The sequence below is a fragment of the Pseudorhodobacter sp. genome, assembly GCF_034675685.1.
Taxonomy (GTDB): Bacteria; Pseudomonadota; Alphaproteobacteria; order Rhodobacterales; family Rhodobacteraceae; genus Pseudorhodobacter.
Genome location: NZ_JAUCDA010000002.1, coordinates 235,355 through 260,771 on the forward strand (window position 1 = coordinate 235,355; position 25,417 = coordinate 260,771).

Consider the following 25,417-nt stretch of genomic DNA (forward strand, 5'->3'; position numbering starts at 1 on the left):
AGCGATAGCGTGTTTTTGTCACAGCAGGAGGTTACGCTCATGGCTTATAAATCCCTACTCACGATTTCCGCCGATCCGGTACGCGCACCGCAGACCTTTGCAACCGCCGCATCGCTGACAATCGCCCAGGATGGGCATCTTGAAGCCCTCGCTCTTGGCGTTGACCGGGCGCAGCTTGGCTACTCTTATGTCGGTGCCAGTGCCATTATTCTGCAAGCCGCGCAAGAAAATGCCACGGCCGATGTCAAAGCGGTTGAAGCGGCCATCCAGACTGCCGCGCGGGCGGCTGGCCCTACGCTGCGCTGGTCCATGGAAAGTGCGATAGCCATGATTGGCGGGCTGGCTGACCTGATCGCGCAGCGCGCGCGATTTGCCGATCTGGTGGTGCTGACCAAGCCTTACGGCGAAAAACATGGCGATGAGGAAGAGGCAATCGTCGAAACCGCGATGTTTGAGGGTCAGGCCCCGGTTCTGGTGCTGCCTGATGTCCCGATGGATGCCAGCAATATCGGCAAGCGAATTGTGATTGCGTGGAACCAAAGCCGCGAGTCGATGAATGCCATTCGCCTTGCGCTGCCCTTTTTGAAAAAAGCTGATCAAGTGTGGATCACCATAATCGACCCGCCAAAACATGGTGCCGAGCGATCAGACCCCGGCGGGGCCCTGTGCCAGATGTTGGTGCGCCACGGCGTGCGCGCCGAGGTATCGGTCTTGGCCCGCACCATGCCGCGCATTTCGGATGTGTTGCTGCGCCACGCCAGGGATGTAGATGCTGACATGCTGGTCATGGGGGCTTACGGCCATTCCCGTTTCCGTCAGGCAATTCTGGGCGGCGCAACCCGCAACATGCTGGAAAACACCAGTATTCCCGTGTTCATGGCGCATTGAGCGCCACCACAGCGCGGCCTCCAACATAAAGGCGGCGCCAAAAAACAAAGGGCCCGCGCCCCGATCTCGGGGGCGCGGGCCGATATGTATAGCCTCTGATCTTTGGCGCGAACCAAGGCCTGTCACATGGCGCATTGAAATCTGTGACTTCAGGCAGCGCCATGTGCGTCAGGTTCAGGCCGAAACGCCTTGGCCATCACCCCCCTTGTTTCCGATACCCAAGGTTACTTCACATAGTCGGGCATGGCTTCCAGTTGCGCTTTGCTTTGCGCGACGTAGACGCGCAGATCTTCGCCGTTGGTGTTGCGCAAAATCTGCAACTCGGACAGGGTCAGCGATACGGGTTTTTCACCCATCCCCAAAAAGCCGCCCACATCAACGATCACATTCGTAATCTGCCCGCCGCTGCCAAGGATCAATTCGCTCACCTCACCGACGTTTTCATTTGAGGTGTCATAGACATTGGCCCCGGTCAGCGCCTCTGCCGTCAATGCCTCTGGCGTGGCGGCCGCATAGCCATCATAGGCCATCATGCCATCGGTCTGCGGGGCAGCGACCTGGGCACCCGCCGGGACATCAGATTGCGCAGCGAGTCCGGTTGTGTTTGGAACCGCGCCCATATGCCCGACCATGCGATTATACGCCGGCGCCTCTTGCAGCATCGCATCCTGGGCCGTCATCACCAGAAAGTAATCCTCTGGATTGTCTGCGGTCCCATCCTCTGACACAAATTTCAAGGCATTCATGTTCACGGCAACCTGCCGTTCGCCCATGCCCAAAAAGCCGCCAATATCAACCAGCACGGCATCAACATTGCCCTCACGCGACAAGATCACGTCATTGATTTCACCAATATCGTTCCACCCGTCCTGAATACCGGTCGCCGCGTTACCTTCATAGGCCGTTTCAGCGGCATAGACGCGCATCCCGATAAAATCAGACGCGTAAACTTCGCCAACCATCGCTTCCGTGCGGAAAGGGCTGGTCGTATCTGCCTGTGCAGCAACCGCCGCAAATGCCACCAACGCCGTTGAGATCATAAGATTTTTCATCATTCTTCTCCGTATGTTACCAGGTTCAGCACGTCTTGTGCCCTCTGACCTGACAACACCGCGCACCCAAGTCCGGTTCCCGATAAAACACATATCTGCCAAAGATGCATTTTACGGATGCCAATTCCGGCAGCGCAGCCATGCTGCCCGCAACTTGCCTAAAAACGGTGCCGCCCCTGACGAAATTCACCGAAACCCCGGCAAAAACCATGCAGGAAAGGAACATCGAGATGCCCCTCTCTCTAATTCGTCACGGCCAATCCGAATTCAACGCGGCCCATACCGATGGCAGCCCAGACCCGATGATTTTTGATGCCCTCATCGCCGTCTTGGCTGGCCCGGCTGAACAGCTGGCCCGCGCAAAAGTCGTTGGGTCCGGTGAAAGCGGCGGTCAGGTCAGGCCAGTTTCAGGGCCACGATCCCGGCGATGATCAACCCGATGCCACCCAGACGCAACGGGCTTGCCGCTTCGCCAAACAGTATCATGGCCAGCGTCGCAGTTCCCACTGCGCCAATCCCCACCCAGACGGCATAGGCGGTGCCCACTGGCAGCGTCTTCATCGCCTGACTTAACAGCCAAAAGCTGATAAGCGACCCCACTATCGTCAGAACGGATGGAACAAGCCGTGTAAAGCCGTCCGAATACTTCAGCCCCAAGGCCCAGCCAATTTCAAAAAGCCCGGCAAGAACCAATATCGGCCACGCGCCCATTTTACGCTGCCAACCCCTTGGAACCCATTGCGATAAACTTGGCCCGCCGATCTTTGATCAATGCGTCAGGCTTCATGCCCTTCATCTGCTCCAGCATCCCCTCGATCGCTTTGCCAACGGCTGCAATCGCCTCGCGCGGGCTTCGCTGTGCCCCGCCCAAAGGCTCGGTCACAATCCGGTCAATCACGCCAAGTTTTTGCAAATCCTGCGCCGTCAGGCGCAACGCCTCGGCGGCTTCGCGCATCTTTTCGGCATCTTTCCACAGAATACTCGCGCAGCCCTCGGGCGAGATCACCGAATACACCGAATGTTCCAGCATTGCGATCCGGTTCGCCGTGGCAAAGGCAACGGCCCCGCCAGAGCCCCCTTCGCCAATAACAACCGAGACCAGCGGCACCCCGACCTCAAGGCATTTCTGCGTTGATCGCGCAATCGCTTCCGACTGCCCACGTTCTTCGGCACCTTTTCCCGGATAGGCACCGGGCGTGTCAACCAACGTGATCACCGGCAAACCAAAGCGATGCGCCATATCAAGCAACCGCACCGCCTTGCGATACCCCTCGGGACGCGCCATGCCAAAGTTCCGCTCGATCCGGGTTTTGGTGTCATTGCCCTTTTCATGGCCAATCACCATGACGGGCATATCATTGAACCGGGCCAGACCGCCCATTACCGCATGGTCATCGGCAAAATTCCGATCCCCGGCCAGGGGCGTGTATTCGGTAAACAGCGCCTCGATGTAATCCTTGCAATGCGGCCGATCAGGGTGGCGCGCAACAAGGCACTTTTGCCAGGGCGACAGGCCTTTGTACAGATCGCGCAACAAACCGGCCGCCTTCACATCCAGCGCCGCCGCTTCCTTTTCCACATCCATCTCTTTGTTGGTTCGCGCCATCGCGCGCAGCTCTTCGGCCTTGCCTTCAATCGCCGCCAACGGCTTTTCAAACTCGAGATAGTTCATGTCATGCTCCCCAAGGGTCTGTACGGTATATGACCCGCGCGAGGCGCAAATGCAACTCGGCAAGATTTGCAAAACAGCGCCGCCGCATAAAACCGCGCAGATGTGAAAGGCCTATTGCAGAAAGCCGCGGCGATGAAAACAGGGGCCACAAACACAGGCCCGCCGCTTTCGCCTTTCCCAAAGCCCGCAGTCTGTGCAAACCTGCCTGGGCCCTGCTGTCGCATAGACCCAAGGGCACCCCACGGATAAAGGCCAAAACATGCCCTTCGTCACTTGGCTTCGCCAAAAGCTATTGCCGCGACAGCGCGAGGCCGCGCGGAAAGCCCCAGCATCAAAACCGGCCAATCCTGGCCTTGCGGTGCAGCCGGCAGATGCGACGCATACGCCACAAAAAATCGACCAGCCCGAAACCGTTGATATGGGTGTTCGCATGCATATCGCCGCACATGACCCGCAATTTTCCGCCAAGCGCGAGGCCGCCGTTCAAACCATCCTTGCTGCGATTGACAGGGTGGCACAGGCGCATGGTTTCACGAAAAAGCCGAAATCATGGGCCAAACTTGGTGCACTTGGCACTGTCTCCATCCATTTGCAGCGCAGCCGCTATGGCTTTGATTGCCAAATCAACCTTGTCTTTCAGCCGCTGCCCGAGGCCTTGGAAGGCACCTGGGGGCAAGATGAGTTCATTCCTTTGGGCCGATTCTACCCGCCACCCTCAGCAACGGCAGGCACGCTGACCTATCTTGATATACACCAAAACCCAGCCGCCCTTGACCAGCCCATGCAGGTTTTGAACGATTTGGCGCTGCCATGGCTTTTGGCGCATTTGACAAACCCCCAAGCGCCCCTTCTGCCCTGTGGGCATGCATAACCTGCCCTAAACCTGCCCAAGCAGGGAAAGGCCCAGATCTGCCAATACAGGGGCCTTGCGCCCAGCGAGGACCAGAAAAATCAGGGCCAGCAGCGCCATGATTATACACAACCGCCCCACGGGCAGCCGTTTGCGATTTTTGGGGATATCGAGCCACTTGTCCATCCAAGTGCTTTTACACATAAACTCTTAAAAACACCTCTGCCACTATGCGAATACCCCGCAACATGCCGTTTCCTGCCTGGAAACAACCCCTGGCAATCGCGGCCCAGATCCGGCCCCGCACCGCTATTTGCCCAATATCAAAGCTGCGCTACTGGGGTGCCGCCTTGGCCTGGCCTATGCGCCCCCTCGGGGCCAAAAACCATGCGCCGGTGGCAAAACAAGGCCTGCCCGCGCCCAACGCCTGAACAATCCGCTTGTTTCCATCAATCCGGCCTTTTCAATTCGCTGACATAATCGTACCACCCTTTCGCAATCCCCCTGCATCCTGTAGGTAAAATCTGTCAAAAACTGGCGCAAACCGGGGCGATACCCGGCCCCCACGCGCCACGGTGCCATAAAAGGAGCCCTGCCATGAAATTCACCCTGTCCTGGCTCAAGGATCATCTTGATACCAGCGCCGCGCTTGATGACATCCTCTATGCGCTCACCGATCTTGGGCATGAGGTGGAAGGCGTCGAAAACCCCGCTGATACGCTGGGCGCCTTTCGCATCTGCCGGGTGATAGAGGCGGTTCAGCACCCAAATGCCGACCGCTTGCGCCTGTGCCGGGTGGAAACCTACCCCGACGGCCCGGATGGCGCCCCACAAGAGGTGCAGGTTGTCTGCGGCGCGCATAATGCCCGCACCGGCCTTGTCGGTGTGTTTGCCCCGGTCGGCACCCATGTTCCTGGCACCGGCGTAGACCTGAAGCCCGGCAATATCCGCGGCGTTGATTCAAACGGCATGCTCTGCTCGGAACGTGAGCTGATGCTGTCTGACGATCACGATGGCATCATCGACCTGCCGTCTGACGCCCCCCTGGGTGTGCGTTTCATCGACTATCGTGGCCTGAACGACCCGATGATTTACGTCAAGATCACCCCCAACAGGCCCGATGCCCTTGGCGTGCGCGGCTTGGCGCGCGACTTGGCCGCGCGGGGTCTTGGCACGCTCAAGCCGATGGAAATCGCCGAAATCAAAGGCAGCTTTCCCTGCCCGATTCGCGTCGAAATTCACCCGGACCTGAAATCCAAAGCTGCACCGCATTTCACCGGCCGCCTGATCAGAGGCGTCAAGAACGGCCCCTCACCGGCTTGGATGCAAGCCCGGCTGCGCGCCATTGGCCTGCGCCCGATCTCGGCGCTGGTTGATATCACCAACTATTTCACCATCGGCCTCAACCGCCCGCTGCACGTTTTTGACGCGGCCAAGATTACCGGCGCGCTGCATATTCGCCCCAGCCAGAATGACGAGACGCTGACGGCGCTTGATGGCAAAACCTACGCACCATTGCCCGGCCAAATGGTCATCGCCGATGATCAACACGCCCTGAGCATCGCGGGCATCATGGGCGGCGAACCCTCGGGCGTGACCCAAGACACCACCGATGTCTTTGTTGAGTCCGCGTGGTGGGACCCGATCACCGTGGCCGCCACGGGCCGCGCGCTTAAAATCAACTCTGACGCGCGCTACCGCTTTGAACGGGGGGTTGACCCGGCGTTCACCCTGCCCGGTCTGCAGGCTGCCAGCCAGATGATCCTTGATCTGTGCGGGGGCGAGGCCTCTGAGGTGGTCAGTGATGGCGCGCCCATCGACACCAGCCGACAGTATACGTTTGACGCGGGGCGAACAGGGTCGCTTGTCGGGATGGATATTCCCGAAGCCACGCAACGCGAAACCCTGTGCGCCTTGGGCTTTACGTTGGACGGCACGCGCGCCACGCCGCCGACATGGCGCCCCGATGTGCAAGGCGAGGCCGATCTGGTTGAGGAAATCGCCCGCGTTGCCTCCCTCTCAAAGCTGGTCGGCAAGCCCTTGGCCCGCAGCCAACCCGGTGTTCCCGCGCCGATCCTGACGGCGGCGCAAATCCGTGAACGCGCGGCGCGGCGCACGCTGGCCGCCTTGGGCTATAATGAATGTGTAACCTACAGTTTCATCGACCATCTCTCTGCCAGTCTTTTTGGCGGTGGAACGGATGCGGTGCGCGTCGATAACCCGATTTCCTCGGAAATGTCGCATCTGCGCCCCGACCTGCTGCCCGGCCTTTTGCGTGCCGCGGCCCGCAACCAGGCCCGCGGTTTCATGGACCTGTCCTTGGCCGAGGTTGGCCCCGCCTTCAGCGGCGGCGAACCCGGCGAGCAGCACACCCAGGCCGCAGGCATCCTTGTCGGCCATGTGGCCCCGCGCGATCCTTTCGGGTCGCGCCGCCCGGTCGATATTTATGATGCCAAGGCCGATGCCGAGGCGGTGCTTGCCGCCCTGGGTGCCCCAGCCCGTGCGCAGATCAATCGCAAGGTGCCGGCCTGGTTTCACCCCGGCCGCGCGGGGACAATCGCGCTTGGCCCCAATACATTGGCCACTTACGGCGAAATCCACCCCAGAATCGTGGCCGAGATGGACCTGAAAGGCCCGGTTATGGGCTTTACCGTCTATCCCGCATCTGTCCCGCAACCAAAGACAAAAACCAGCATGCGCCCCGCTCTCATCCTTAGTGACCTGCAAGCGGTTGACCGGGATTTTGCCTTTGTGGTCGATACCGGGGTCGAGGCGCTGACCGCGCTTAACGCCGCCCAAGGGGCCGATAAGGCGCTGATCGGATCGGTTCGGCTTTTCGACCAATTCATCGGTGAAAAAGCTGAATCGCAAATGGGGGCAGGCAAGAAATCCATCGCCCTGACCGTGCGCCTGCAACCCACCATCGCCACCCTGACCGACAAAGAGATTGAGGCGGTTTCGGCCAAGATCATCGAAAAAGTCTGTAAAGCGACGGGCGGCACATTGCGCGGCTAGCCCGCCTTGGCGCCGAAAGCGGTTTGCACCCACTCCGGGCCTCGGCAGGGCCAGATCGGGGGCAAACCGCTACAGGCGGTTGCCATCCATATCAAAGCGGAAGGCATGCGCATCGTCAAAATCCAGCTCGGTTTTTGCATCGGGTTCAATCGCGTATTGCCCAAACAAGCGCAGCGTCAGATTGTCCTCGGCGCCGATATCGACCAGCACATTGGTATCACCCCCAAGCCGTTCAACATGCACCACCGTACCGGGCAACCGACCGCCTTTGGTAATCCGCAGATGCTCGGGCCGCAGGCCGATCACTTCGCCCGCTTTGCCACCAACCAATTCGGCGGGAAAGAAGTTCATCGCTGGTGAACCAAGAAAGCCTGCGACAAAACGGTTTGCAGGGTTGTTGTACAGCTCCATGGGCGCGCCGACCTGCTCCACGCGGCCATCGCGCAACACCACGATTTTACTGGCCAGCGTCATCGCCTCGGTCTGGTCATGGGTTACATAGATCATGCTGGCCTTTAGCGTGCGGTGCAGCTTGGCGATCTCTATCCGGGTGTTCATGCGCAGCGCGGCATCAAGGTTCGACAGCGGCTCATCAAACAAGAACAGCTTTGGTTCGCGGACAATGGCGCGGCCAATGGCAACCCGCTGGCGCTGCCCACCCGAAAGCTCGGACGGGCGACGATCAAGGTAGTCGTCAAGGGACAGAATACGGCTGGCCTCGGCCACGCGTGCAGCGATTTCGGCCTTGGGCTGCTTTTCCTGTTTCAGCGCCAGCGACATGTTGTTTTCAACGCTGAGATGCGGGTAAAGCGCGTAGGATTGGAACACCATCGCAATGCCGCGCTTGGCTGGCGGCACCCCGTTCACAACTGCTCCACCGATGTTGATCGTGCCGCTTGTCGCATCCTCCAGCCCCGCAATCACGCGCAGAAGGGTGGATTTGCCACAGCCCGAAGGGCCGACAAAAACCACGAACTCGCCCTCCTCTACCGTCAGGTTGATGTTTTTCAGCACCTCGACCGGGCCAAAGGATTTGCAAACATTGTCGAGGATCAGGGCCGTCATTGCGCCGCTCCTTCCAGCAGAACGGCTTGGCCGCTGCGGATGCTGTGATCGGCGGCAAGGCAGATTTTCAGCGATTGCACTGCGTCTGTCATATGGCGGGTCAGGTCGATATCCTCGGCAATCGCGCGCAGCACAAAATCCTGTTCGGCATCGCAAAGCTGCTGGTGGCCCGGCTCATCCGGCAACTCTATCATCCGGTCGGCACCCACAACCGGATGCAGCCGCAGCGCCCCCACCTTGGTATGGCGGTCGACATCGGCCGAATCCCACGCCTCCTCGGCCACGATGGAAACCGAGCCATTGGGCGAGATGATGTCTTTCACGAAATAAGCGGTTTCCGAGATCATCGGCCCCCAGCCCGCCTCATACCAACCGACCGAGCCATCCGAAAAGCTGACCTGAAATTGGCCGTAATTATACATATCAGGCGCAATTTCATCCGACAGGCGCAGGCCAATGCCGTGAACCTTGACGGGTTTGGCATCGGTGATCTGGCACATCACATCGACATAATGCACCCCGCAATCGACGATGGGCGAGGTGGTTTCCATCAAGGATTTATGGGTTTCCCATTCGGCCCCCCGGCTTTGCTGGTTCAGGTTCAGCCGAAACACATAAGGCCCGCCAAGGGCGCGCGCCTCGGCAATCAGGCGCTGCCAACTGGGGTGGTGCCGCAAAATATAGCCCACGACCAGCTTGCGCCCGGTTTCCACCGCTTTGGCGACCACGCGGTCGGCCTCGTCGCCCGTCATGGCCAGCGGCTTTTCCACGAACACATGCGCGCCAGCCTCCATCGCGGCAATGGCATAATCGGCATGGGTATCGGTATAGGTGGCGACCACGACCAGATCGGGTTTGGTTGCGGCAAGGGCGGTATAGAAATCATCATAGCAGGGATAGGTTTGCAGCACCCCTTCGGGGGCCACGCCCGACCGATTTACCAGCCCCACGACCTGCGCCCCGGGGTGGTTGTGCAGCGCCAGCGCGTGGCTTTTGCCCATATTGCCCAAGCCTGCGATCAAGACCTTAATCATTTCACTGCCCCCGAGGTAATGCCGCGGATCAATTGCCGCGAGAAGATTGTGTAAAGCACCATCACTGGCAGAATGGCGAGCGAAAGCGCCGAAAGCACCGCGTTCCAATCGGTCACAAACTGCCCGATAAAGACCTGGCTGCCCAAGGTCAGCGTCTTGGTTTCCTCGGACGGTGCAAGGATAAGCGGGAACCACAGATCATTCCAGATCGGGATCATGTTGAACACCGCCACCGTCGCCATCGCGGGCCGCACCAGTGGCAGCACCAGCCGGAAAAAGATGGTATATTCTGACAGCCCATCAATCCGCCCGGCGTTTTTCAGATCATCCGACACTTGCCGCATGAATTCGGACAGGATGAACACCGCCAGCGGCAAGCCCTGCGCGGTATAGACCAAAATCAACGCCCAATGCGTGTTCACCAAGCCAGTTTGCACCATCATTTCCAGAATGGCCACTGTACCGATGCGGATCGGAATCATGATGCCAAGTGCCAGATACAGGCCCATGAACATATTGCCCTTGAACCGATACTCTGCCAACGCAAAGGCAGCCATGGCCCCGAAAAGCAAGATCAGGGCCAGCGAGGCGACCGTGACAATCATCGAGTTCTGGAAATACAGGAAAAAATCACCCTGTTTCAGCACCGTCTCATAGCCGATCAGCGAAAAGCTGTCGGTATTGGGCAGGGCCAGCGGTTCGCGGAAAATCGCTTTGCGCGCCTTGAAGCTGTTGATCACGATCACAAAAACCGGAAACAACGCAATCACCGTATACAGCAGCAAGATGCCATGCGCGGCGCAGGTGTTCAGCAGGCTTGTCCGGGATTTGTTCATGCGACCTCCTTAAAACTGATAGCGCCGAATCCGGGTCTGGATTGCGAACAGATAGATGCAAACCCCCAGCAGGATGATCGCAAACATCGCCGTCGCAATCGCTGACCCCATATGCGGGTCGCCCAGTTGCAACTGAAAACCAAAGAAGGTGCGGTACAGGAACGTGCCCAGAATATCGGTCGAAAAATCGGGGCCCGCCAGCGCGCCCTGGGCCGCATAAATCAGGTCGAACGCGTTGAAATTGGCCACAAAGGTAAGGATGGAAATGATGCCGATAGAGGGCAGGATCAGCGGCAGCTTGATCTTCCAGAAGGCGGAAAAGCCGGTGATGCCGTCAATCTCGCCCGCCTCCAAAATCTCATCGGGGATGGACAAAAGCGCGGCATAGATCAGCATCATCGGGATGCCGACGAACTGCCAGACCGAAATCAGCGCCAGGGTCGTCAGCGCATATTCTTCCTTGCCCAGCCACGGCGCCATCAGGCTTTTCAACCCGATAAAATCCAGCATAGAGGGCGCGATGCCCCAGATTGGCGAAAGGATCAGCTTCCACGCAAAGCCGACAATCACAAAGGACAGAATGGTCGGCACGAAAATAGCCGAGCGGTACAGGCTGGCAAACCGCAAGCGCGGCACGCTGAGGATAGCGGCCAACAATATCCCGATCGGGTTTTGCACCAGCATGTGAATCAGGAAAAACCAGAAGTTATTGCCCAGCGCGTTCCAAAACGCATCAGCCCAATGCGCATCGCCGAACAGGGTGCGAAAATTGGCAAGCCCGACGAAAACGCGCGCATGGTCAACCTCGGAATAAAGCGCAAGGCGGAGCGTGTTGAACAAAGGCAAGATCATGATCGCCGTATAGATCAGAACGGCAGGGGCCAGAAAAACCACAATATGCCATCTGATTTTCAGCGGCGCGCTTTTGGTTGTCATTCATCCCTCCCATTCCGGCGCATTGGTCCGGGCAATCCCCTTGCCCGGACCAACAGTTTTTACTGCTGCGGTGCGTACCAGCTTGCAAGGCCCTCTTGCAGACGTTTACCGATGGCCTCTGGTGCCTCGGTGCCTTTGATCGCTGCGGCAGATGCGCCCCAGGTTTCATTTTCAAGGTTCGGCGTGCCACGCGACAGGATTTGGTAGGTAGAGCGGATTGTCGGCTCACACTGGCTACGCCAGCTTACGAATTCCTGTGCCACCGGATCTTCCATCGCCAATTCGTGATTGGAAAGCGAGAAGAAGCCCGGCAAAGCGTTGGAATAGATCGACGCAAATTCAGACGTGCCAACCCAGTTCAGGAATTTCTTTGCAGCTTCAGCGTTCGGGCTGGCCGCATTCATGCCAATCGCGATGTCGGTATGGTCCGAGATATAGCACTTGTCGCCCTTGGCTTTGACCGGGGGTTTGAAGGCGCCCATTTCAAAATCGACCAAACCGTTGAAGCCCGAAATTTCCCAGCTACCAGCCGGATAAATCGCGGCGCGGCCAAGGGTGAACAGGTTCTGGCTGTCAGGATAGGTTTGCGCCTCATAGCCGTCGCCAAGGTAGGGCGCCCATTTGGCCAGCGTCGCATAGGGGGCAACCCAGGCTTCATCGCTCAGCTTCTGGGTGCCGGCGATCAGCGCCAGACGGCCTTCCTCGCCTTTCCAGTAGTTCGGGCCAATGTTCTGATAGCCCATCGTGGCGGCTTCCCACTGATCATTGGTGCCCATCGCCATCGGAATATAGGTGCCATCGGCCTTGATTGCGTCAAGGGCCGCAAAAAACTCATCCTCGGTTTCGGGGACGGTCAGGTTCAGTTCGGCAAAGGCGTCTTTGTTGTAGATAAAGCCGTGGATAACCGAGGCCATGGGCACGCAGAACGTGGCCTTGCCATCATCGGTCTGCCAGGCAGATTTCGCAACATTTGAGAAAGAGGCCATCGCGTCAAGGTCGGACAGATCGGCCAGCTTGCCGCCATCAAACAGCGCCAGCGAGGCATCGAACGGGCGACAGGTAATCAGATCACCAGCCGAACCGGCATCAAGTTTCGAATTCAGCACCGCATTATATTCCGCCGGGGCCGAGGGTGTGAATTTCACCTTGATGTCCGGGTTTGCCGCCTCAAAAGCGGGGATGATCTTATCCTGCCACAGCGTCAAATCGTCATTGCGCCAGCTTTCGATGATCAGCGTCGTTTCGGCCTGCGCCACGCCGACCAGCATCGTTGAGGCCAAAAGCGCCAGTCCCAATGTCGTCTTTTTCATCTCTCTCTCCCTTGAATTTTCAGTTCCGTTTTTACGCAGAGCCTCGCAGCCCTATTCTTGCAGGCGCGCCAAGGCAGCGCGCAAATCCCCATGGGTTTCGGCCAAAATCGTCGTGGCTGCCGTGATATCGGGCGCACCCGCAGCCAGCAGAGCTGCAATCTTAACCGCGCCCCCAGCAAGCGCAACCGCCTCTGTTGCCCGTTCGGGCGACACGTCGGCTATCTGGCAAACTATACCCACCGCCCGCGCCCGCAGCTTTTCATTGTCGGCCACAACATTAACCATCAGCCCATCATAGACATGGCCCAGGCGCACGCCCATCAGGGTTGACATCATGTTCAAAGCCGCTTTTTGCGCCGTCCCCGCCCCCATCCGCGTAGAGCCTGCGATCACCTCGGGCGGTGTTTCCAGAAGAACCGCAATATCGGCAAGCTCGAACATGGCCGCATCGGGGTTATTGGCGATACAGATCACACCTGCGCCACGCGCCCGTGCAATCCGTGCCACCGCCATCGGATAGGCCGTGCTGCCGGACGCCGATAGCGCGATAACCACGTCCTGCGCGGTAATGCCATCGGCGGCGCGCAGCGCTGCCCCGGTGTCATCCTCAACATCCCCCGGCATTCTGGCATCTACCGGAATGCCGCCGGCCATGAATATCTGAATTTGCGCAGGTGGAATGCCGAATGTGCCGCCCAATTCCGCAGCATCCGCCAGCGCCATCAACCCCGAAGAGCCGGCAGCAACATAGATCAGCCTGCCACCCGCCGCGATTGCCTGCGCCATGCGCGCACCTGCCTTGGCGATATCAGGAATGGCCGCATTCAGCGCCCTCAGCGCCGCCTGCTGCCCCTGCGCCAGGGCCTGTGCGATTTCGACATCAGACAAAAGGTCAAAACCCTTGGCAATAGGGCCAGACGCTTCTGTTTGTTTCGATGGCATATGATTCTTTCTCCTGCGGCCCAATAAGGATACCTTTAAAAGACCTATTGTCCAACATTTTCTATAGACGGCGCGTAATATCCGAACAACACCCAAAACGCTGCAATAACAGCCTTTATTATGCTGAACAGGTGTTGTATTGGTATTGTTTGTATGCGGCGCAACAAGGGGAATGCGCATGGACGCCCTGGCATTTCTTAGCCCGGAGCAATGGCTGCAAGATGCTGGCGGTTTGCGCTATGTGAAACTGCGAAAGCGTATCGAGCAAGGCATTGCCCAAGGGGTTTTGACTGCAGAAAACCCTCTGCCCCCCGAGCGTGAAATTGCGGCATTGACCGGTTTGTCGCGGGTGACCGTGCGCAAGGCGATGCAAGCACTGGTTGACCGGGGCGCAATCATTCAGCGGCAAGGGGCTGGCAGTTTTGTGGTTGACCGCAAACCGCGGGTTGAACAATCGCTTTCGCGGTTGACGTCCTTCACCGAAGATATGGCGCGACGCGGGCTGACCACATCGGCGCAATGGTTGCAGCGCGGCATTTTCATGCCATCGCCCGAAGAAAGTGTCGCACTCGCCCTTGCCATGGGCGACTCGGTTGCGCGTATCGCCCGAATGCGGCTGGCCGATGGCCGCCCCATGGCGATAGAACGCGCCTCGCTGCCGAGCGATATTTTACCTGATCCATCGGCCGTTGAAACCTCGCTATATGAGCAGATGGAGGCCGGTGGAAACCGCCCGGTTCGCGCCATCCAGAAAATTTCAGCGATCAACCTGTGTGAAGCCGATGCCAATTTGTTGGGGGTGGTGACTGGCGCGGCGGGGTTGCGCATAGAACGCACCTCTTATCTGGCCAGTGGCCGCGCCGTTGAATTCACCCGCTCCATATATCGCGGCGATGCCTATGATTTTGTGGCTGAACTGCGGCTTGCCCCAGCCATGAAACCCAATAGCTGATATTTCCAGCACAACGCGCCAAAAAAACCGAATATCCCGTCCCGGCTCAGGGTTTGGCCGGCCCCAACCCCGCCGGCCCCAACCCCAACGTCTCCACCGAGGCCTGCGCGCCAATCGCCCATAGCTGTTCTGCGGCCGCAGTGACAAGCGCGTGCAGCTGTGCGGCCAGCGCCGGGGGGAAAACCTCTGTCACCGTCAAAAGCGCGGTCACCTTATCCGCCGGGGTGCCCGCCGCATCCGAAAGCGCGCGCAGGCGGCTGGCAAGCGGGTCTTTGACGTCAATCGGCTGCCCCGCTTCATCCACGCCGCCAACATAGCGCATCCATGCCGCCAGTGCCAGGCAGAGGCAGGGCGAGGGACGCCCCGCCTGCAGGTTCGCCTCCAACGTGCCAAGAAGGCGCTGCGGCAGCTTTTGACTGCCATCCATGGCGATTTGCCAGGTGCGGTGCCGGATGGCCGAATTGGCATAGCGCTGCTTCAGGGCGCGGGCGTAATCAGGCAGGCTGGTGCCCGGCGGGGTGGCAACGGCGGGCATGATCTCGGACCACAGCCTTTCCACAAAGCTGGCAAAGGCGGGGTTGGCCATGGTGTCGGCGATGGTTTCATACCCTGCCAGATAGCCCAGATAGGCAAGCGAGGAATGGGTGCCATTCAGCATCCGCAGCTTCATATGTTCAAACGCGGTGACGTCGGCGACCAACTGAACCCCGACGGCAGCAAAATCGGGGCGGTCGTTGTTGACGAAACTGTCTTCAATCACCCATTGCCGAAAGGGTTCGTGCAAGACGGGGGCCGCATCACGGCGGCCCGTCATTTCGGCAACCCGCGCGATGTCTGCATCGGTTGTGGCCGGGGTTATCCGGTCTACCATCGTGGCGGGGAAGCGGCCTTTTTCTGCGATCCAATCCGCCAGATCCGGGTCGATAAGCCGGGCCAGTTCCAGCACAATGCCACGCAGCAGCGTGCCATTCTCTGGCAGATTGTCGCAGGTCAGCACGGTGAACGGGTCAAGCCCCGCTGCGCGCCGGGCCGCCAAGCCGCGCACCAGAAAGCCCACAGCCGATACCGGAAGCTGGTTTTCAAGATCATGCAGGATATCAGGGTGATCTTGGTTCAGCGCCCCTGTCGCCGGATTGTGACAATAGCCTTTTTCTGTCACGGTAAGCGACACGATTTTCACGCCGGGGTCGGCCATTGCTGCCACTACCGCGGCAGGGCTTTCGGGGGCAACAAGAACATCTTGCAGCACCTCTATCACCTTTGCCTCCTCACCCTGTGGGCTAAGGGTGACCGAGGTATAGGCCCAGCCTTGGGCGGCCAGGGCGTCTCGCGTGCCGGGGCTTTTAAGCGAGACACCGACAATGCCCCAATCACCGCCGCGTGCAGCCATCGCCTCGGCCACATAAATCGCGCCAAAGGCCCGATAAAAGGCACCCAGGCCCAGATGCACGATACCAACGCCGGGGCGCGGGGCGAAACGGCATGTCAAATGATTAGCGGGCAAGCCAGCCTCCATCCAGGCCAAGACCTGTGCTGCAATGACCAACATCTGGCCTGCCCCGCCCTTGGGCTATCTGCGCAAGCGGCAAGGGTTTGGGCCTTGCAAACCGGCGCGTGGGCAAGGGTTCGGGCGGCAACGATCGGTTTTCGACCAACACAGCCATGCAGTTCCTCCTATCCGCCCGGACGCTTTGATCCGCCGAACGCGCGTCTTGTTTGCCGGGCAGGCTGCCCGACATTCTCAGCCCTTGGGCAAGATCAGGATCGCCCGAAAATCATTGACATTCGTCAGGGTTGGCCCGGTGACAATCTGGCCGCCGACCTGCTTGAAAAAGCCATGCGCATCGTTATGTGCCAGCGCCGTTTCGGCAGAGACGCTTTGCTGCGCCGCGATGGCCAGCGTATCGGGCCCGGCATAGGCGCCCGCCACCTCCTCTACCCCATCAACGCCATCGGTATCACAGGCAAGGACGTGGATTTGCGCGTGGCCGTTCAAGGCCAATGCAGCGGCCAGAACATATTCGGCATTCGGCCCGCCGCGCCCGTCGCCACGACGGGTCACCGTGCATTCGCCCCCTGATAACAGCAAGATCGCGTGATCGTGGTTTTCGGCGGCAAGCGTTTGCGCAAGGGCGGCATGGCTGCGGGCAAGGTCGCGGGCCTCGCCCTCCGCCGCGTCACCCAAATGGCGCACATCCACGCCAAGGGCCGTGGCCTCGGCGCTGGCTGCAGCCAGCGATTGGGCCGGGGCCGCAACAATTGCAAGCGTGGCACCGGCCAGCCGGGGATCATCGGGCAAGATGGGGGCCGGGGCGCGTGCAATCGCGTCGCGAATATGGCGCGGCAAATCGACCTGCCAGCGATCAAGCGCGGCCAGCGCCATCGCAGGTGTCGCCGTGCTGCCAACCGTTGGCCCCGAGGCAATCTCGGAGGGGTCATCACCCGGTACATCCGAAATGACCAGACTCAGGATTTTTGCGGGATGTGCCAGTGCTGCAAGCTTGCCAGCTTTGACCGCTGACACCTGCTTTCGGATCATGTTCATCTGCGAAATCGGCATACCCGAGCCAAGCAAGGCCGCATTCAGCCCCTGCTTGTCCGCCAGCGACAAACCGGGGGCGGGGGCGCAAAGCAATGACGAACCGCCCCCCGAAATCAACGCGATGATCTGATCCGCAGGCCCAAGTGCGCTGACCAGGTCAAGCATCCGCTGGGTCGCCGCTACGCCTGCGGCATCTGGCACCGGATGCGCGGCCTGTACAATTTCGATGCGCTGGGTCGGGCGGCCATAGCCATAGCGGGTAATCACCAGCCCCTCACAGGGGCCATAATGTGACTCCAGCGCCTCGGCCATGCGGGCGCTGGCCTTGCCTGCACCAATGACCACCAGACGGCCCGGCTGGCGGGGTGGCAGATGCGGCTTCAGGCACAGCATTGGGTCTGCACAGGCGACAGCCGTTAGGAACAATCCCCGCAGGAAAGCGCGTGGATTGCCCAAAGCGTCCGTCTTGCCTGTGCGTTTCATTTTCGCTTTTCACCCTTCCGGCAAGTCGGCCCGAACCAAATTCCGGCCGCAGTGCAATCTGCCCTTTGCCGGGATGCGCCGCGTGTTACCCCTGCTCAGACACTGTCCAGCCGAACCGGACCACCTGTTTTAACCGAAAGAGTCGCCGCTTCGGCCATTGCCAGTGCGGCCACGCCATCCGCCAATGTGACGGGCATAGCCGACCCATCTGCCAGCGCCGCCACAAAGGCAGCCCATTCGGCAGTATAGGCCGCCATATAGCGCTGAAGAAAGAAATAGGTCGGCTTTGCCCCCGTTACGCCACCCGCATTTGATTTTACGACCGTATTTTCCAGCATATTCTGCGCCTGAAGCAGCCCGTCAGCCCCCAAAACCTCTATCCGCTGATCATAGCCATAGGCCGCGCGACGTGAATTCTTGATGACTCCGATGCGGCCATCGGCATAGGTCAATGTGACAACCGCAGTATCAACATCCCCTGCCAAACCGATTTGCGGATCTATGATCGAAGAGCCGACCGCCGTGACGGTGACGGGGGCCTGCCCCATGATGAAATTGGCCATGTCAAAATCATGGATCATCATGTCGCGAAACAACCCGCCGGAAACCTTGACATAAGACACGGGCGGCGGCGCAGGATCAAACGAGGTGATCGACAGCAACTCGGTCTTGCCGATCTCGCCCGCATCAACAGCCGCCTTCAGCGCGCCGAAACTTGGGTCAAAACGGCGGTTGAAGCCGAGCATGACAGGCTTGCCATGGGCGGCGACAACAGCCATGCAGGCCTGCGCCCGCTTCAAGGATAAATCCACCGGCTTTTCGCACAGAACCGCTTTGCCTGCCGCCGTTGCCGCCTCTATCAAATCCGAATGGGTGTCGGTTGGCGTTGCAATCAACACAGCATCAATGCCTGGGTCAGCGATGATCGCTTCCGTCGTGCGGGCCTCACAGCCGTATTGCGCGGCAAGCTTCTGGGCGTATTCGGGAATATGATCCGAAACAGCGACAAGCGTACTGCCGGGATGTGCGGTGATTGCTGTCGCATGTACGCCCGCAATACGCCCCGCACCAAGAAGGCCAACTTTAAGCATTTTATGATCCTTGCAAAACAAATCAAATCTCTGGCATCCCATGACAGGATGCAGGTGGATGGGTTGAGCATTGCCGAAGGGCGTGTGAAACTGCAAGGGTAATTGTGCCGCCTGTGATTTGGGTCAAAGGACGATAAAGGCCGGGGGTGTGGGTGCTTGACAGCCCCCCGATCAAAAGAAAGAAACACGCTGGGTGCGAAACCTGCGCCCGACATAGCGGCCAAGCCTTGCTTGTTGCAATTTGTCACCCTATCTGCGGTTGTCCCGTTAGGAGTATTCCCATGAAATTTCGTTTTCCTGTTGTAATCATTGACGAAGACTTTCGGTCTGAAAATTCTTCGGGCATGGGTATCCGTGCCGTGGCCGAGGCGATAGAAAAAGAAGGCTTTGAAGTTTCCGGGGTGACCAGTTACGGTGATCTGTCGAAATATGCGCAGCAACAATCCCGCGCGAGCGCCTTTGTGCTTTCCATCGACGACGAAGAATTCAGCCTTGGGCCTGATCTGGACCCCGCAGTGGTGAACCTGCGCAGCTTTATTGAAGAAGTGCGCTGGAAAAACGCCGATGTGCCGATTTATATCTATGGCGAAACCAAAACCAGCCGCCACTTGCCCAATGATATCTTGCGCGAATTACACGGCTTCATCCATATGTTTGAAGACACGCCTGAATTTGTGGCACGCCATATCATCCGCGAGGCGAAAAGCTATCTGGACGGCATCCAGCCGCCTTTTTTCAAGGCTCTGCTGAACTATGCCGAAGACGGGTCGTATTCGTGGCATTGCCCAGGCCATTCCGGCGGCGTGGCGTTTTTGAAAAGCCCGATTGGCCAGATGTACCACCAGTTTTACGGTGAAAACATGCTGCGCGCCGATGTCTGCAACTCGGTTGAGGAGCTGGGGCAGTTGCTTGACCATAACGGCGCGATTGGCGCGTCAGAGCGCAATGCCGCGCGTATCTTCAACGCCGATCACTGTTTTTTCGTGACCAATGGCACCTCCACCTCTAATAAAATGGTTTGGCATCATACGGTTGCGCCCGGCGATGTGGTGGTGGTGGATCGCAACTGCCACAAATCCATCCTGCACAGCATCATCATGACCGGCGCGATTCCGGTGTTTTTGAAACCGACGCGCAACCATTACGGCATCATCGGGCCAATTCCCCGCGCCGAGTTTGAGATAGAGGCGATCAAGGCCAAGATCCGCGCCAACCCATTGCTGGCAGGCGTAAATGCCGAAACGGTGAAACCACGCATTCTGACGCTGACGCAATCCACCTATGATGGGGTGCTGTATAACACCGAAACCATCAAGAGCGCGCTGGATGGCTATATCGAGAACCTGCATTTTGATGAGGCCTGGCTGCCACATGCCAGCTTTCATCCGTTTTACAGCAGCTTCCACGCAATGGGCCGTAAACGGGATCGCCCGCAGCATTCTGTCACCTATGCCACGCAATCCATTCACAAGCTGCTGGCAGGCATTAGCCAGGCCAGCCATGTTCTGGTGCAAGACAGCCAAGATACCAAGCTGGACCGGCACCTGTTCAACGAAGCCTATCTGATGCACACCAGCACCAGCCCGCAATACAGCATTATTGCAAGCTGTGATGTGGCGGCAGCGATGATGGAACCCCCCGGCGGCACCGCATTGGTTGAAGAAAGCATCGCCGAGGCGCTCGACTTTCGCCGCGCCATGCGCAAGGTAGAGGCGGAATACGGCGCAGAGGATTGGTGGTTTCAGGTCTGGGGCCCCGACGCGCTAGAGGAAGAGGGCATTGGTCACGCCAAGGATTGGGTGCTGAAACGCACCGATGCCGAGGGCGTGCAGGCCGCTGACGGCACCGATTCCTGGCATGGCTTTGGCGATATGGCGCCCGGTTTCAACATGCTCGACCCGATCAAGGCAACGCTGATCACGCCGGGGCTGAACCTTGACGGCCGGTTTGAAGATGAAGGTATTCCCGCCTCTATCGTTACCAAATACTTGGCCGAACATGGCGTTGTTGTTGAAAAAACCGGCCTTTACAGCTTTTTCATCCTGTTCACCATCGGCATCACCAAAGGCCGTTGGAACACTTTGCTAAGCGCGCTTCAGCAGTTCAAGGATGATTACGCCAAAAACCAGCCGATGTGGCGGACGATGCCCGAGTTTTGCGCGAAATACCCGCGCTATGAGCAGATGGGCCTGCGTGACCTGTGCCAGCATGTGCATAAGCTTTACGCGAAATATGACGTCGCGATCTTGTCAACCGAGATGTACCTCAGCGATCACACCCCGGCCATGACACCCACAGACGCGTTTTCGCATATCGCAAGACGCACCACCCAACGGGTGCCGATTGATGCGTTGGAAGGGCGAATCACGACCAGCCTTGTAACGCCCTATCCACCCGGCATCCCGCTGCTGATACCGGGCGAGGTGTTCAACACAAAAATCGTGGACTACCTGAAGTTCAACCGCGAATTCGCACATGAATGCCCCGGATTTGAAACCGATATTCACGGCTTGGTGCAGGAAACCGACGATCTCGGCGTGGTGCATTACTTTGCCGATTGCGTGGCGCAATAATCCAGCGCCGCGTATGACCAACCTTGCAGCGCGGCGTTTGAAACGCTGCCCTGCAAGGGCTTTCCCCCTTGATTTGCGCTAACAGAACCCGCCCGATCGTTTGCGAAAACGCGGCGCAGCCAGCCCTTTGCAACAGCGGCACGAAACCGTGTTACAAACATGAAATGTATGCAATTGCATGCAAATTTCATGCCCTTTTCTCCGGTTCAGCGATGTTATAGACGGCATCAATGGAAAACACCGCTGGCGCACACCCTGTTCTTGCCACCGCCGATCTCAAGGATCTGGTGGCCTGCCCGGTTTGCGATACGCTGCACCGTTTTTCTGCCATTCCACAGGGCGCGCAGGGTCGGTGCACGCGCTGTCACCACAAGCTGGTAACGCCGCGCCCAAACGCAATGACGCGGATAGTGATGCTGGCGGTGACGGGCACGATTTTGATGATGGCCGCAATCAGCTTTCCGTTTCTGACGATTGAAACCCACGGGCTGCGCCAACAAGCCTCGGTGATTGATACAATCCTGGCCTATTCCGATGGGCTGATGGTGCCGCTATCGCTTGCCATGGCGGCGCTGATCGTGGTGCTGCCGCTGATGCGACTGGGGGCAATTCTATACACCGTGGCCCCGATGGCGCTGGGGCATCACCCGGCGCGCGGTGCCGCCCAGGCCTTTCGTTTGGCGCAACAGCTAAAACCCTGGGCCATGGCCGAGGTGTTCATCGTCGGCGTGGCGGTTGCCCTGGTCAAAGTGGGCGGCCTTGCCACCCTGACCATTGGCCCTGCATTCTGGGCCTTTGCCGCACTTGTTCTTATCACCGTCCTTAAAGACAATTTCATGAGTAGCCTGATTATATGGAAAACGCTGGAAACACGCGCCTCTACCTGACCGCGCGTGATGCGGGTCTGATAGGGTGCACAAGCTGTGGCCGGGTGCATGCCGCGCGCGAAAAAACATGCCTGCGCTGTGGGGCCACCCTCGCCAGCCGCGACACGCAAAGCCTGCAAAAGGTCTGGGCGTGGTGGCTGGCCGGCGTCATCGCCTTTGTGCCGGCCAATGTTTACCCAATGTTGAAAACCGCCACCCTGGGGACCGAAACAGCAAGTACCTTGCTTGGCGGCATTGTCGAACTGCTACACCACGGGTCCATTGGCATCGCGGCGATTGTTTTCTTTGCCAGCATCGTCATCCCCGCCAGCAAGTTTTTGGCCATCGCTTACCTTGCACTGGGCATAAACCGCCCCAGCCGCCTTACCGCCCATCGTCGCCATCAGCTTTATGAGGTGGTGGAATTCGTGGGCCGCTGGTCGATGATCGACGTGTTCGTCGTTGCCATTCTGACCGCGCTCGTGCAACTCGGCTCGGCGGCCAGCATCCACCCCGGAATCGCGGCCGTAAGCTTTGCGCTCTCGGTTGCTTTCACAATGCTCTCGGCCCAAAGCTTTGATGCAAGGCTCATCTGGGACGCTGACAAGGATCACGCTAAATGACGCCACAAGACCTACCCGTTATGGACCTGATACCAGCAAAGCGGTCGCCGTGGCGCAACCTGTCATTCGTGTGGCTGGTGCCAATTCTGGCGTTGATCGTATCGCTGGGCGTGGCGTGGCAAAGCTACAGCAACAAGGGTACGCTGATTACCATCGTTTTCACCAATGCTGCGGGCATCACCCCCAAGGATACCACGATCCGGTTTCGGGATGTGATCATCGGCGCTGTCGAAGATGTCAGCTTTTCCAAGGATATGTCGCAGGTAGAGGTGTCGGCCCGCATCAACAAGGATGTCGCCGCCACCCTTAGCCCCGAAACCCTGTTCTGGGTGGTTCGCCCCGAGGTAAGCGCGCGCGGCATCAGCGGGCTTTCAACCGTTCTTTCGGGCGTTTATATTGATGCGGCCTGGACGCCGATTAAAGGTTCGGACGCGCGCGCGTTTGAAGGGCTATCTGAAACGCCACTTATTCGGCCCGGCCATGAAGGCACCCGCGTCATGATCCGGTCCAAGAACGGAACCAGCCTTACCCCCGGCGCCCCCGTGTTCTTTCGCGGCATGGAAGTGGGGCAACTAGACACCCCGCGCCTGTCGGAAACCGGCGATAGCACCGATGTAGAGGCTTTCATCAACGCACCTTTTGACAAGTTCCTGACCACGGATTTACGGTTCTGGAATTTGGCGGGTTTTTCGGTCACGCTTGGGCCTGCGGGGTTGGATCTGAATGTCGCCAGCCTTGGGTCGCTTTTGACCGGCGGGGTTGCGTTTGAAAATGTGGTGTCGGGCGGCGCCCCGGTTACCGACGACACATTGTTTCGGCTTTTCAAGAATGAGGCCGCAGCGCGCGACAGTATCTTTACCCAGCTTAGCGCCAATTCCATAACGATGTCGGTCGTCTTTGGTGAATCCGTCAGCGGTTTGGCCTCGGGTGCGCCGGTAGAGTTTCGGGGTTTGCGTATCGGGCAGGTGACCAGTATCGGCGCGTTCATCATGAAAAATCCGGCAGGAAGTTCGGTCCATATGCGGGCGCTGATTTCGATTGATCCGCAATCGCTTGGCCTTGATGCCGATGCGGGCAAGGAAACCACGCAGTCATTTATCGAAGGCCTGATTTCCAAGGGCATGCGCGCCCGCCTGTCAACAACAAGCATCTTCAGCTCGGCGTTGAAAATTGAACTGGCCGATATTCCCGATGCGTTGCCCGCCAGCCTCAAACTTGACGCGGATGGAACCCCGATCATTCCAAGCGTGACATCAGACCTGCCGGATTTCACCGCAACCGCCGAAGGGGTGCTGGAACGCGTGAACAAGCTGCCGATTGAGGCGGTGATGAACCAGGCGGTATCGCTTATGGCCTCGATCGAGGCGATTGCCACCGCCCAGGGCACGCAACGCGCGCCAGACGCCATCCTGGGCCTGATTGAGGATGCCCGCGGCCTGATTGGCAAAGAAGACACCCAGGCCATTCCGAAAGAATTGCGCGGGGTTATCGTGGATTTGCGCAGCATCATGGCTGAATTGAAAGAGCGGGGCGCAGTCGAAAACCTGTCCAGTGCCTTGGACAGCTTTGACAAGGCATCCGCCGATATCGCCACCGCTTCGGGTGATTTGCCCGACCTTATCGTGGACTTGCGGGCGATTGCCGCCAAGGTTCAGGACCTGAAAGCCGAAGAGTTGGTTGCAGCCGTAACCCGTGTGATGGAAAGCACCGATGCGCTGATCGGGACGGAAGGTGCCAAAAGCATACCGCCCGCGCTTGCCTCGGCGCTGACCGAGGTGCAGGCCGCACTGCGCGAATTGCGCGAGGGTGGCGCGGTTGAAAACACCAACGCAGCACTTGCTTCGGCCCGCCAGGCGGCGGATGCGGTGGCGCAGGCTGCGAAAAACTTTCCCGACGTGACCGCCCAATTGAACGCGGTTATTTCCAAGGCCGATGCGCTGATCGCCTCTTACGGTGAAAAATCGACCTTCAACGCCGAGACGCTTGATCTTTTGCGAGAGTTGAAAATAGCAGCAAGAGCTGTTTCACAACTGGCCCGCACGATTGAGCGCAACCCAAATTCCCTTATTTTAGGACGTTGATATGACCTTCCGTCTTGCTGCCATTACCCTCGCCGCCGCAGTGCCGCTGATGTCTTGTGGCGATACAAACGCGCGTTTTCCAATTGCCACCAGCGCCGAAGCGACGGTAACAAAAGCGCGCGTTGCGGTGCGAACAATTGAAGTGCGGGATGTGTCTTTGCCTGCCTATGCGGCGGCCTCCGAGATCGTTGTCGAACAAAGCGGCGGCGCGTTGTCGGTTGTGCCAAAGGCGATTTGGGCGGATGACCCCGTGCGCGGTGTAACAGGGGCGCTGTCGCGCAGTCTGGATCTGCGATCGACGGCATCGGTTGCCTCAGAGCCGTGGCCACTGGCCGAGCCAGCCGATGTGCGCGTCGAAGTGCGGATTGACCGGATGATTGCCAAAACCGATGGCAGTTTTGAGCTGAGCGGCCAGTTCGCCATTGCCGCGCCAAATGGCGCAATTCGGGAATCGGTTCAGCGCTTTGCGGTGACTGCGCCCATGGCCGACAGTTCGCCCGCAGCAGTGGCACAGGCGACCGGCATCGCCATTGACAAGCTGTCGGACGAAATCGTCAAGAAACTGCGGCGCTGACGTGTTTTGCGGTTGAGCTGGCGCTTGGGGGG

The 25,417-nt window shown here is 58.9% G+C and carries 22 protein-coding genes; 9 read left to right on the plus strand and 13 right to left on the minus strand.

Annotation, left to right across the window (positions count from 1 at the left end; translation table 11 throughout):
- Positions 1 to 39 precede the first annotated feature (39 nt).
- Positions 40 to 888, plus strand: coding sequence for a universal stress protein (locus VDP61_RS01215; RefSeq protein ID WP_323005115.1), 849 nt, complete (start codon positions 40 to 42; stop codon positions 886 to 888).
- A gap of 224 nt (positions 889 to 1,112) precedes the next feature.
- Here the strand turns inward: VDP61_RS01215 and VDP61_RS01220 are convergent, their stop codons facing one another.
- The 3 genes from VDP61_RS01220 to VDP61_RS01230 all read right to left on the minus strand — a co-directional run bounded on the left by VDP61_RS01220 (position 1,113) and on the right by VDP61_RS01230 (position 3,612).
- Positions 1,113 to 1,940, minus strand: a complete 828-nt coding sequence (locus tag VDP61_RS01220; protein WP_323005116.1) for a PRC-barrel domain-containing protein — start codon at positions 1,938 to 1,940, stop codon at positions 1,113 to 1,115.
- 396 nt (positions 1,941 to 2,336) lie between these two features.
- Positions 2,337 to 2,651 carry a quaternary ammonium compound efflux SMR transporter SugE gene (sugE, locus tag VDP61_RS01225; RefSeq protein WP_323005117.1) on the minus strand — a complete coding sequence of 105 codons (315 nt, stop codon included), beginning with the start codon at positions 2,649 to 2,651 and terminating at the stop codon, positions 2,337 to 2,339.
- A 1-nt stretch (position 2,652) separates the two neighbouring features.
- Entirely contained in the window at positions 2,653 to 3,612 is a 960-nt protein-coding gene (locus VDP61_RS01230; RefSeq protein ID WP_323005118.1) for an acetyl-CoA carboxylase carboxyltransferase subunit alpha, read from the minus strand.
- A gap of 259 nt (positions 3,613 to 3,871) precedes the next feature.
- Between VDP61_RS01230 and VDP61_RS01235 the strand changes: the two genes are divergently transcribed.
- A complete protein-coding gene (locus VDP61_RS01235; protein ID WP_323005119.1) occupies positions 3,872 to 4,483 on the plus strand; it encodes a DUF4304 domain-containing protein in 612 nt (203 codons plus the stop codon).
- A 6-nt stretch (positions 4,484 to 4,489) separates the two neighbouring features.
- Here the strand turns inward: VDP61_RS01235 and VDP61_RS01240 are convergent, their stop codons facing one another.
- Positions 4,490 to 4,648, minus strand: a complete 159-nt coding sequence (locus VDP61_RS01240) for a hypothetical protein (protein ID WP_323005120.1) — start codon at positions 4,646 to 4,648, stop codon at positions 4,490 to 4,492.
- A gap of 411 nt (positions 4,649 to 5,059) precedes the next feature.
- On the opposite strand from VDP61_RS01240, the gene pheT reads away from it, so the two are divergent.
- On the plus strand, positions 5,060 to 7,477 hold the full coding sequence (gene pheT / locus VDP61_RS01245; protein ID WP_323005121.1) for a phenylalanine--tRNA ligase subunit beta: 2,418 nt from the start codon (positions 5,060 to 5,062) through the stop codon (positions 7,475 to 7,477).
- 69 nt (positions 7,478 to 7,546) lie between these two features.
- On the opposite strand, the gene VDP61_RS01250 is transcribed toward pheT, so the two are convergent.
- From VDP61_RS01250 to VDP61_RS01275, 6 genes are read right to left on the minus strand one after another with little or no spacing between them, the layout of a single operon-like run.
- Positions 7,547 to 8,542, minus strand: a complete 996-nt coding sequence (locus VDP61_RS01250) for an ABC transporter ATP-binding protein (RefSeq protein WP_323005122.1) — start codon at positions 8,540 to 8,542, stop codon at positions 7,547 to 7,549.
- On the minus strand, positions 8,539 to 9,576 hold the full coding sequence (locus VDP61_RS01255; protein ID WP_323005123.1) for a Gfo/Idh/MocA family oxidoreductase: 1,038 nt from the start codon (positions 9,574 to 9,576) through the stop codon (positions 8,539 to 8,541). Before VDP61_RS01255 ends, VDP61_RS01250 begins: the two co-directional genes overlap by 4 nt.
- Entirely contained in the window at positions 9,573 to 10,412 is an 840-nt protein-coding gene (locus VDP61_RS01260; protein WP_323005124.1) for a carbohydrate ABC transporter permease, read from the minus strand. The genes VDP61_RS01255 and VDP61_RS01260 overlap by 4 nt, the downstream gene beginning before the upstream one ends.
- A gap of 9 nt (positions 10,413 to 10,421) precedes the next feature.
- Positions 10,422 to 11,348, minus strand: coding sequence for a sugar ABC transporter permease (locus VDP61_RS01265; protein ID WP_323005125.1), 927 nt, complete (start codon positions 11,346 to 11,348; stop codon positions 10,422 to 10,424).
- Positions 11,349 to 11,407: 59 nt separating this feature from the next.
- Positions 11,408 to 12,658 (minus strand): ABC transporter substrate-binding protein, encoded by a 1,251-nt coding sequence (locus tag VDP61_RS01270; RefSeq protein WP_323005126.1) that lies wholly within the window; start codon positions 12,656 to 12,658, stop codon positions 11,408 to 11,410.
- 51 nt (positions 12,659 to 12,709) lie between these two features.
- Complete coding sequence (locus VDP61_RS01275) at positions 12,710 to 13,600, minus strand: N-acetylmuramic acid 6-phosphate etherase (protein WP_323005127.1); 891 nt, start codon at positions 13,598 to 13,600, stop codon at positions 12,710 to 12,712.
- A 178-nt stretch (positions 13,601 to 13,778) separates the two neighbouring features.
- On the opposite strand from VDP61_RS01275, the gene VDP61_RS01280 reads away from it, so the two are divergent.
- Complete coding sequence (locus tag VDP61_RS01280) at positions 13,779 to 14,552, plus strand: GntR family transcriptional regulator (protein ID WP_323005128.1); 774 nt, start codon at positions 13,779 to 13,781, stop codon at positions 14,550 to 14,552.
- A 46-nt stretch (positions 14,553 to 14,598) separates the two neighbouring features.
- On the opposite strand, the gene VDP61_RS01285 is transcribed toward VDP61_RS01280, so the two are convergent.
- The 3 genes from VDP61_RS01285 to iolG all read right to left on the minus strand — a co-directional run bounded on the left by VDP61_RS01285 (position 14,599) and on the right by iolG (position 18,668).
- Positions 14,599 to 16,101, minus strand: a complete 1,503-nt coding sequence (locus VDP61_RS01285) for a mannitol dehydrogenase family protein (RefSeq protein ID WP_415233952.1) — start codon at positions 16,099 to 16,101, stop codon at positions 14,599 to 14,601.
- Between the two features lie 192 nt (positions 16,102 to 16,293).
- Positions 16,294 to 17,577, minus strand: a complete 1,284-nt coding sequence (locus VDP61_RS01290; RefSeq protein ID WP_323005129.1) for a glycerate kinase — start codon at positions 17,575 to 17,577, stop codon at positions 16,294 to 16,296.
- Positions 17,578 to 17,672: 95 nt separating this feature from the next.
- On the minus strand, positions 17,673 to 18,668 hold the full coding sequence (iolG, locus tag VDP61_RS01295) for an inositol 2-dehydrogenase (protein ID WP_323005130.1): 996 nt from the start codon (positions 18,666 to 18,668) through the stop codon (positions 17,673 to 17,675).
- A 281-nt stretch (positions 18,669 to 18,949) separates the two neighbouring features.
- On the opposite strand from iolG, the gene VDP61_RS01300 reads away from it, so the two are divergent.
- The 5 genes from VDP61_RS01300 (at position 18,950) to VDP61_RS01320 (ending at position 25,385) form a co-directional block, all read left to right on the plus strand.
- Complete coding sequence (locus tag VDP61_RS01300; RefSeq protein ID WP_323005131.1) at positions 18,950 to 21,241, plus strand: arginine/lysine/ornithine decarboxylase; 2,292 nt, start codon at positions 18,950 to 18,952, stop codon at positions 21,239 to 21,241.
- A gap of 230 nt (positions 21,242 to 21,471) precedes the next feature.
- Entirely contained in the window at positions 21,472 to 22,128 is a 657-nt protein-coding gene (locus VDP61_RS01305) for a paraquat-inducible protein A (RefSeq protein WP_323005132.1), read from the plus strand.
- A complete protein-coding gene (locus tag VDP61_RS01310) occupies positions 22,095 to 22,730 on the plus strand; it encodes a paraquat-inducible protein A (RefSeq protein WP_323005133.1) in 636 nt (211 codons plus the stop codon). Before VDP61_RS01305 ends, VDP61_RS01310 begins: the two co-directional genes overlap by 34 nt.
- Positions 22,727 to 24,811 carry an intermembrane transport protein PqiB gene (locus tag VDP61_RS01315; protein WP_323005134.1) on the plus strand — a complete coding sequence of 695 codons (2,085 nt, stop codon included), beginning with the start codon at positions 22,727 to 22,729 and terminating at the stop codon, positions 24,809 to 24,811. The genes VDP61_RS01310 and VDP61_RS01315 overlap by 4 nt, the downstream gene beginning before the upstream one ends.
- 1 nt (position 24,812) lies before the next feature.
- A complete protein-coding gene (locus VDP61_RS01320) occupies positions 24,813 to 25,385 on the plus strand; it encodes a PqiC family protein (protein WP_323005135.1) in 573 nt (190 codons plus the stop codon).
- Positions 25,386 to 25,417: the final 32 nt, after the last annotated feature.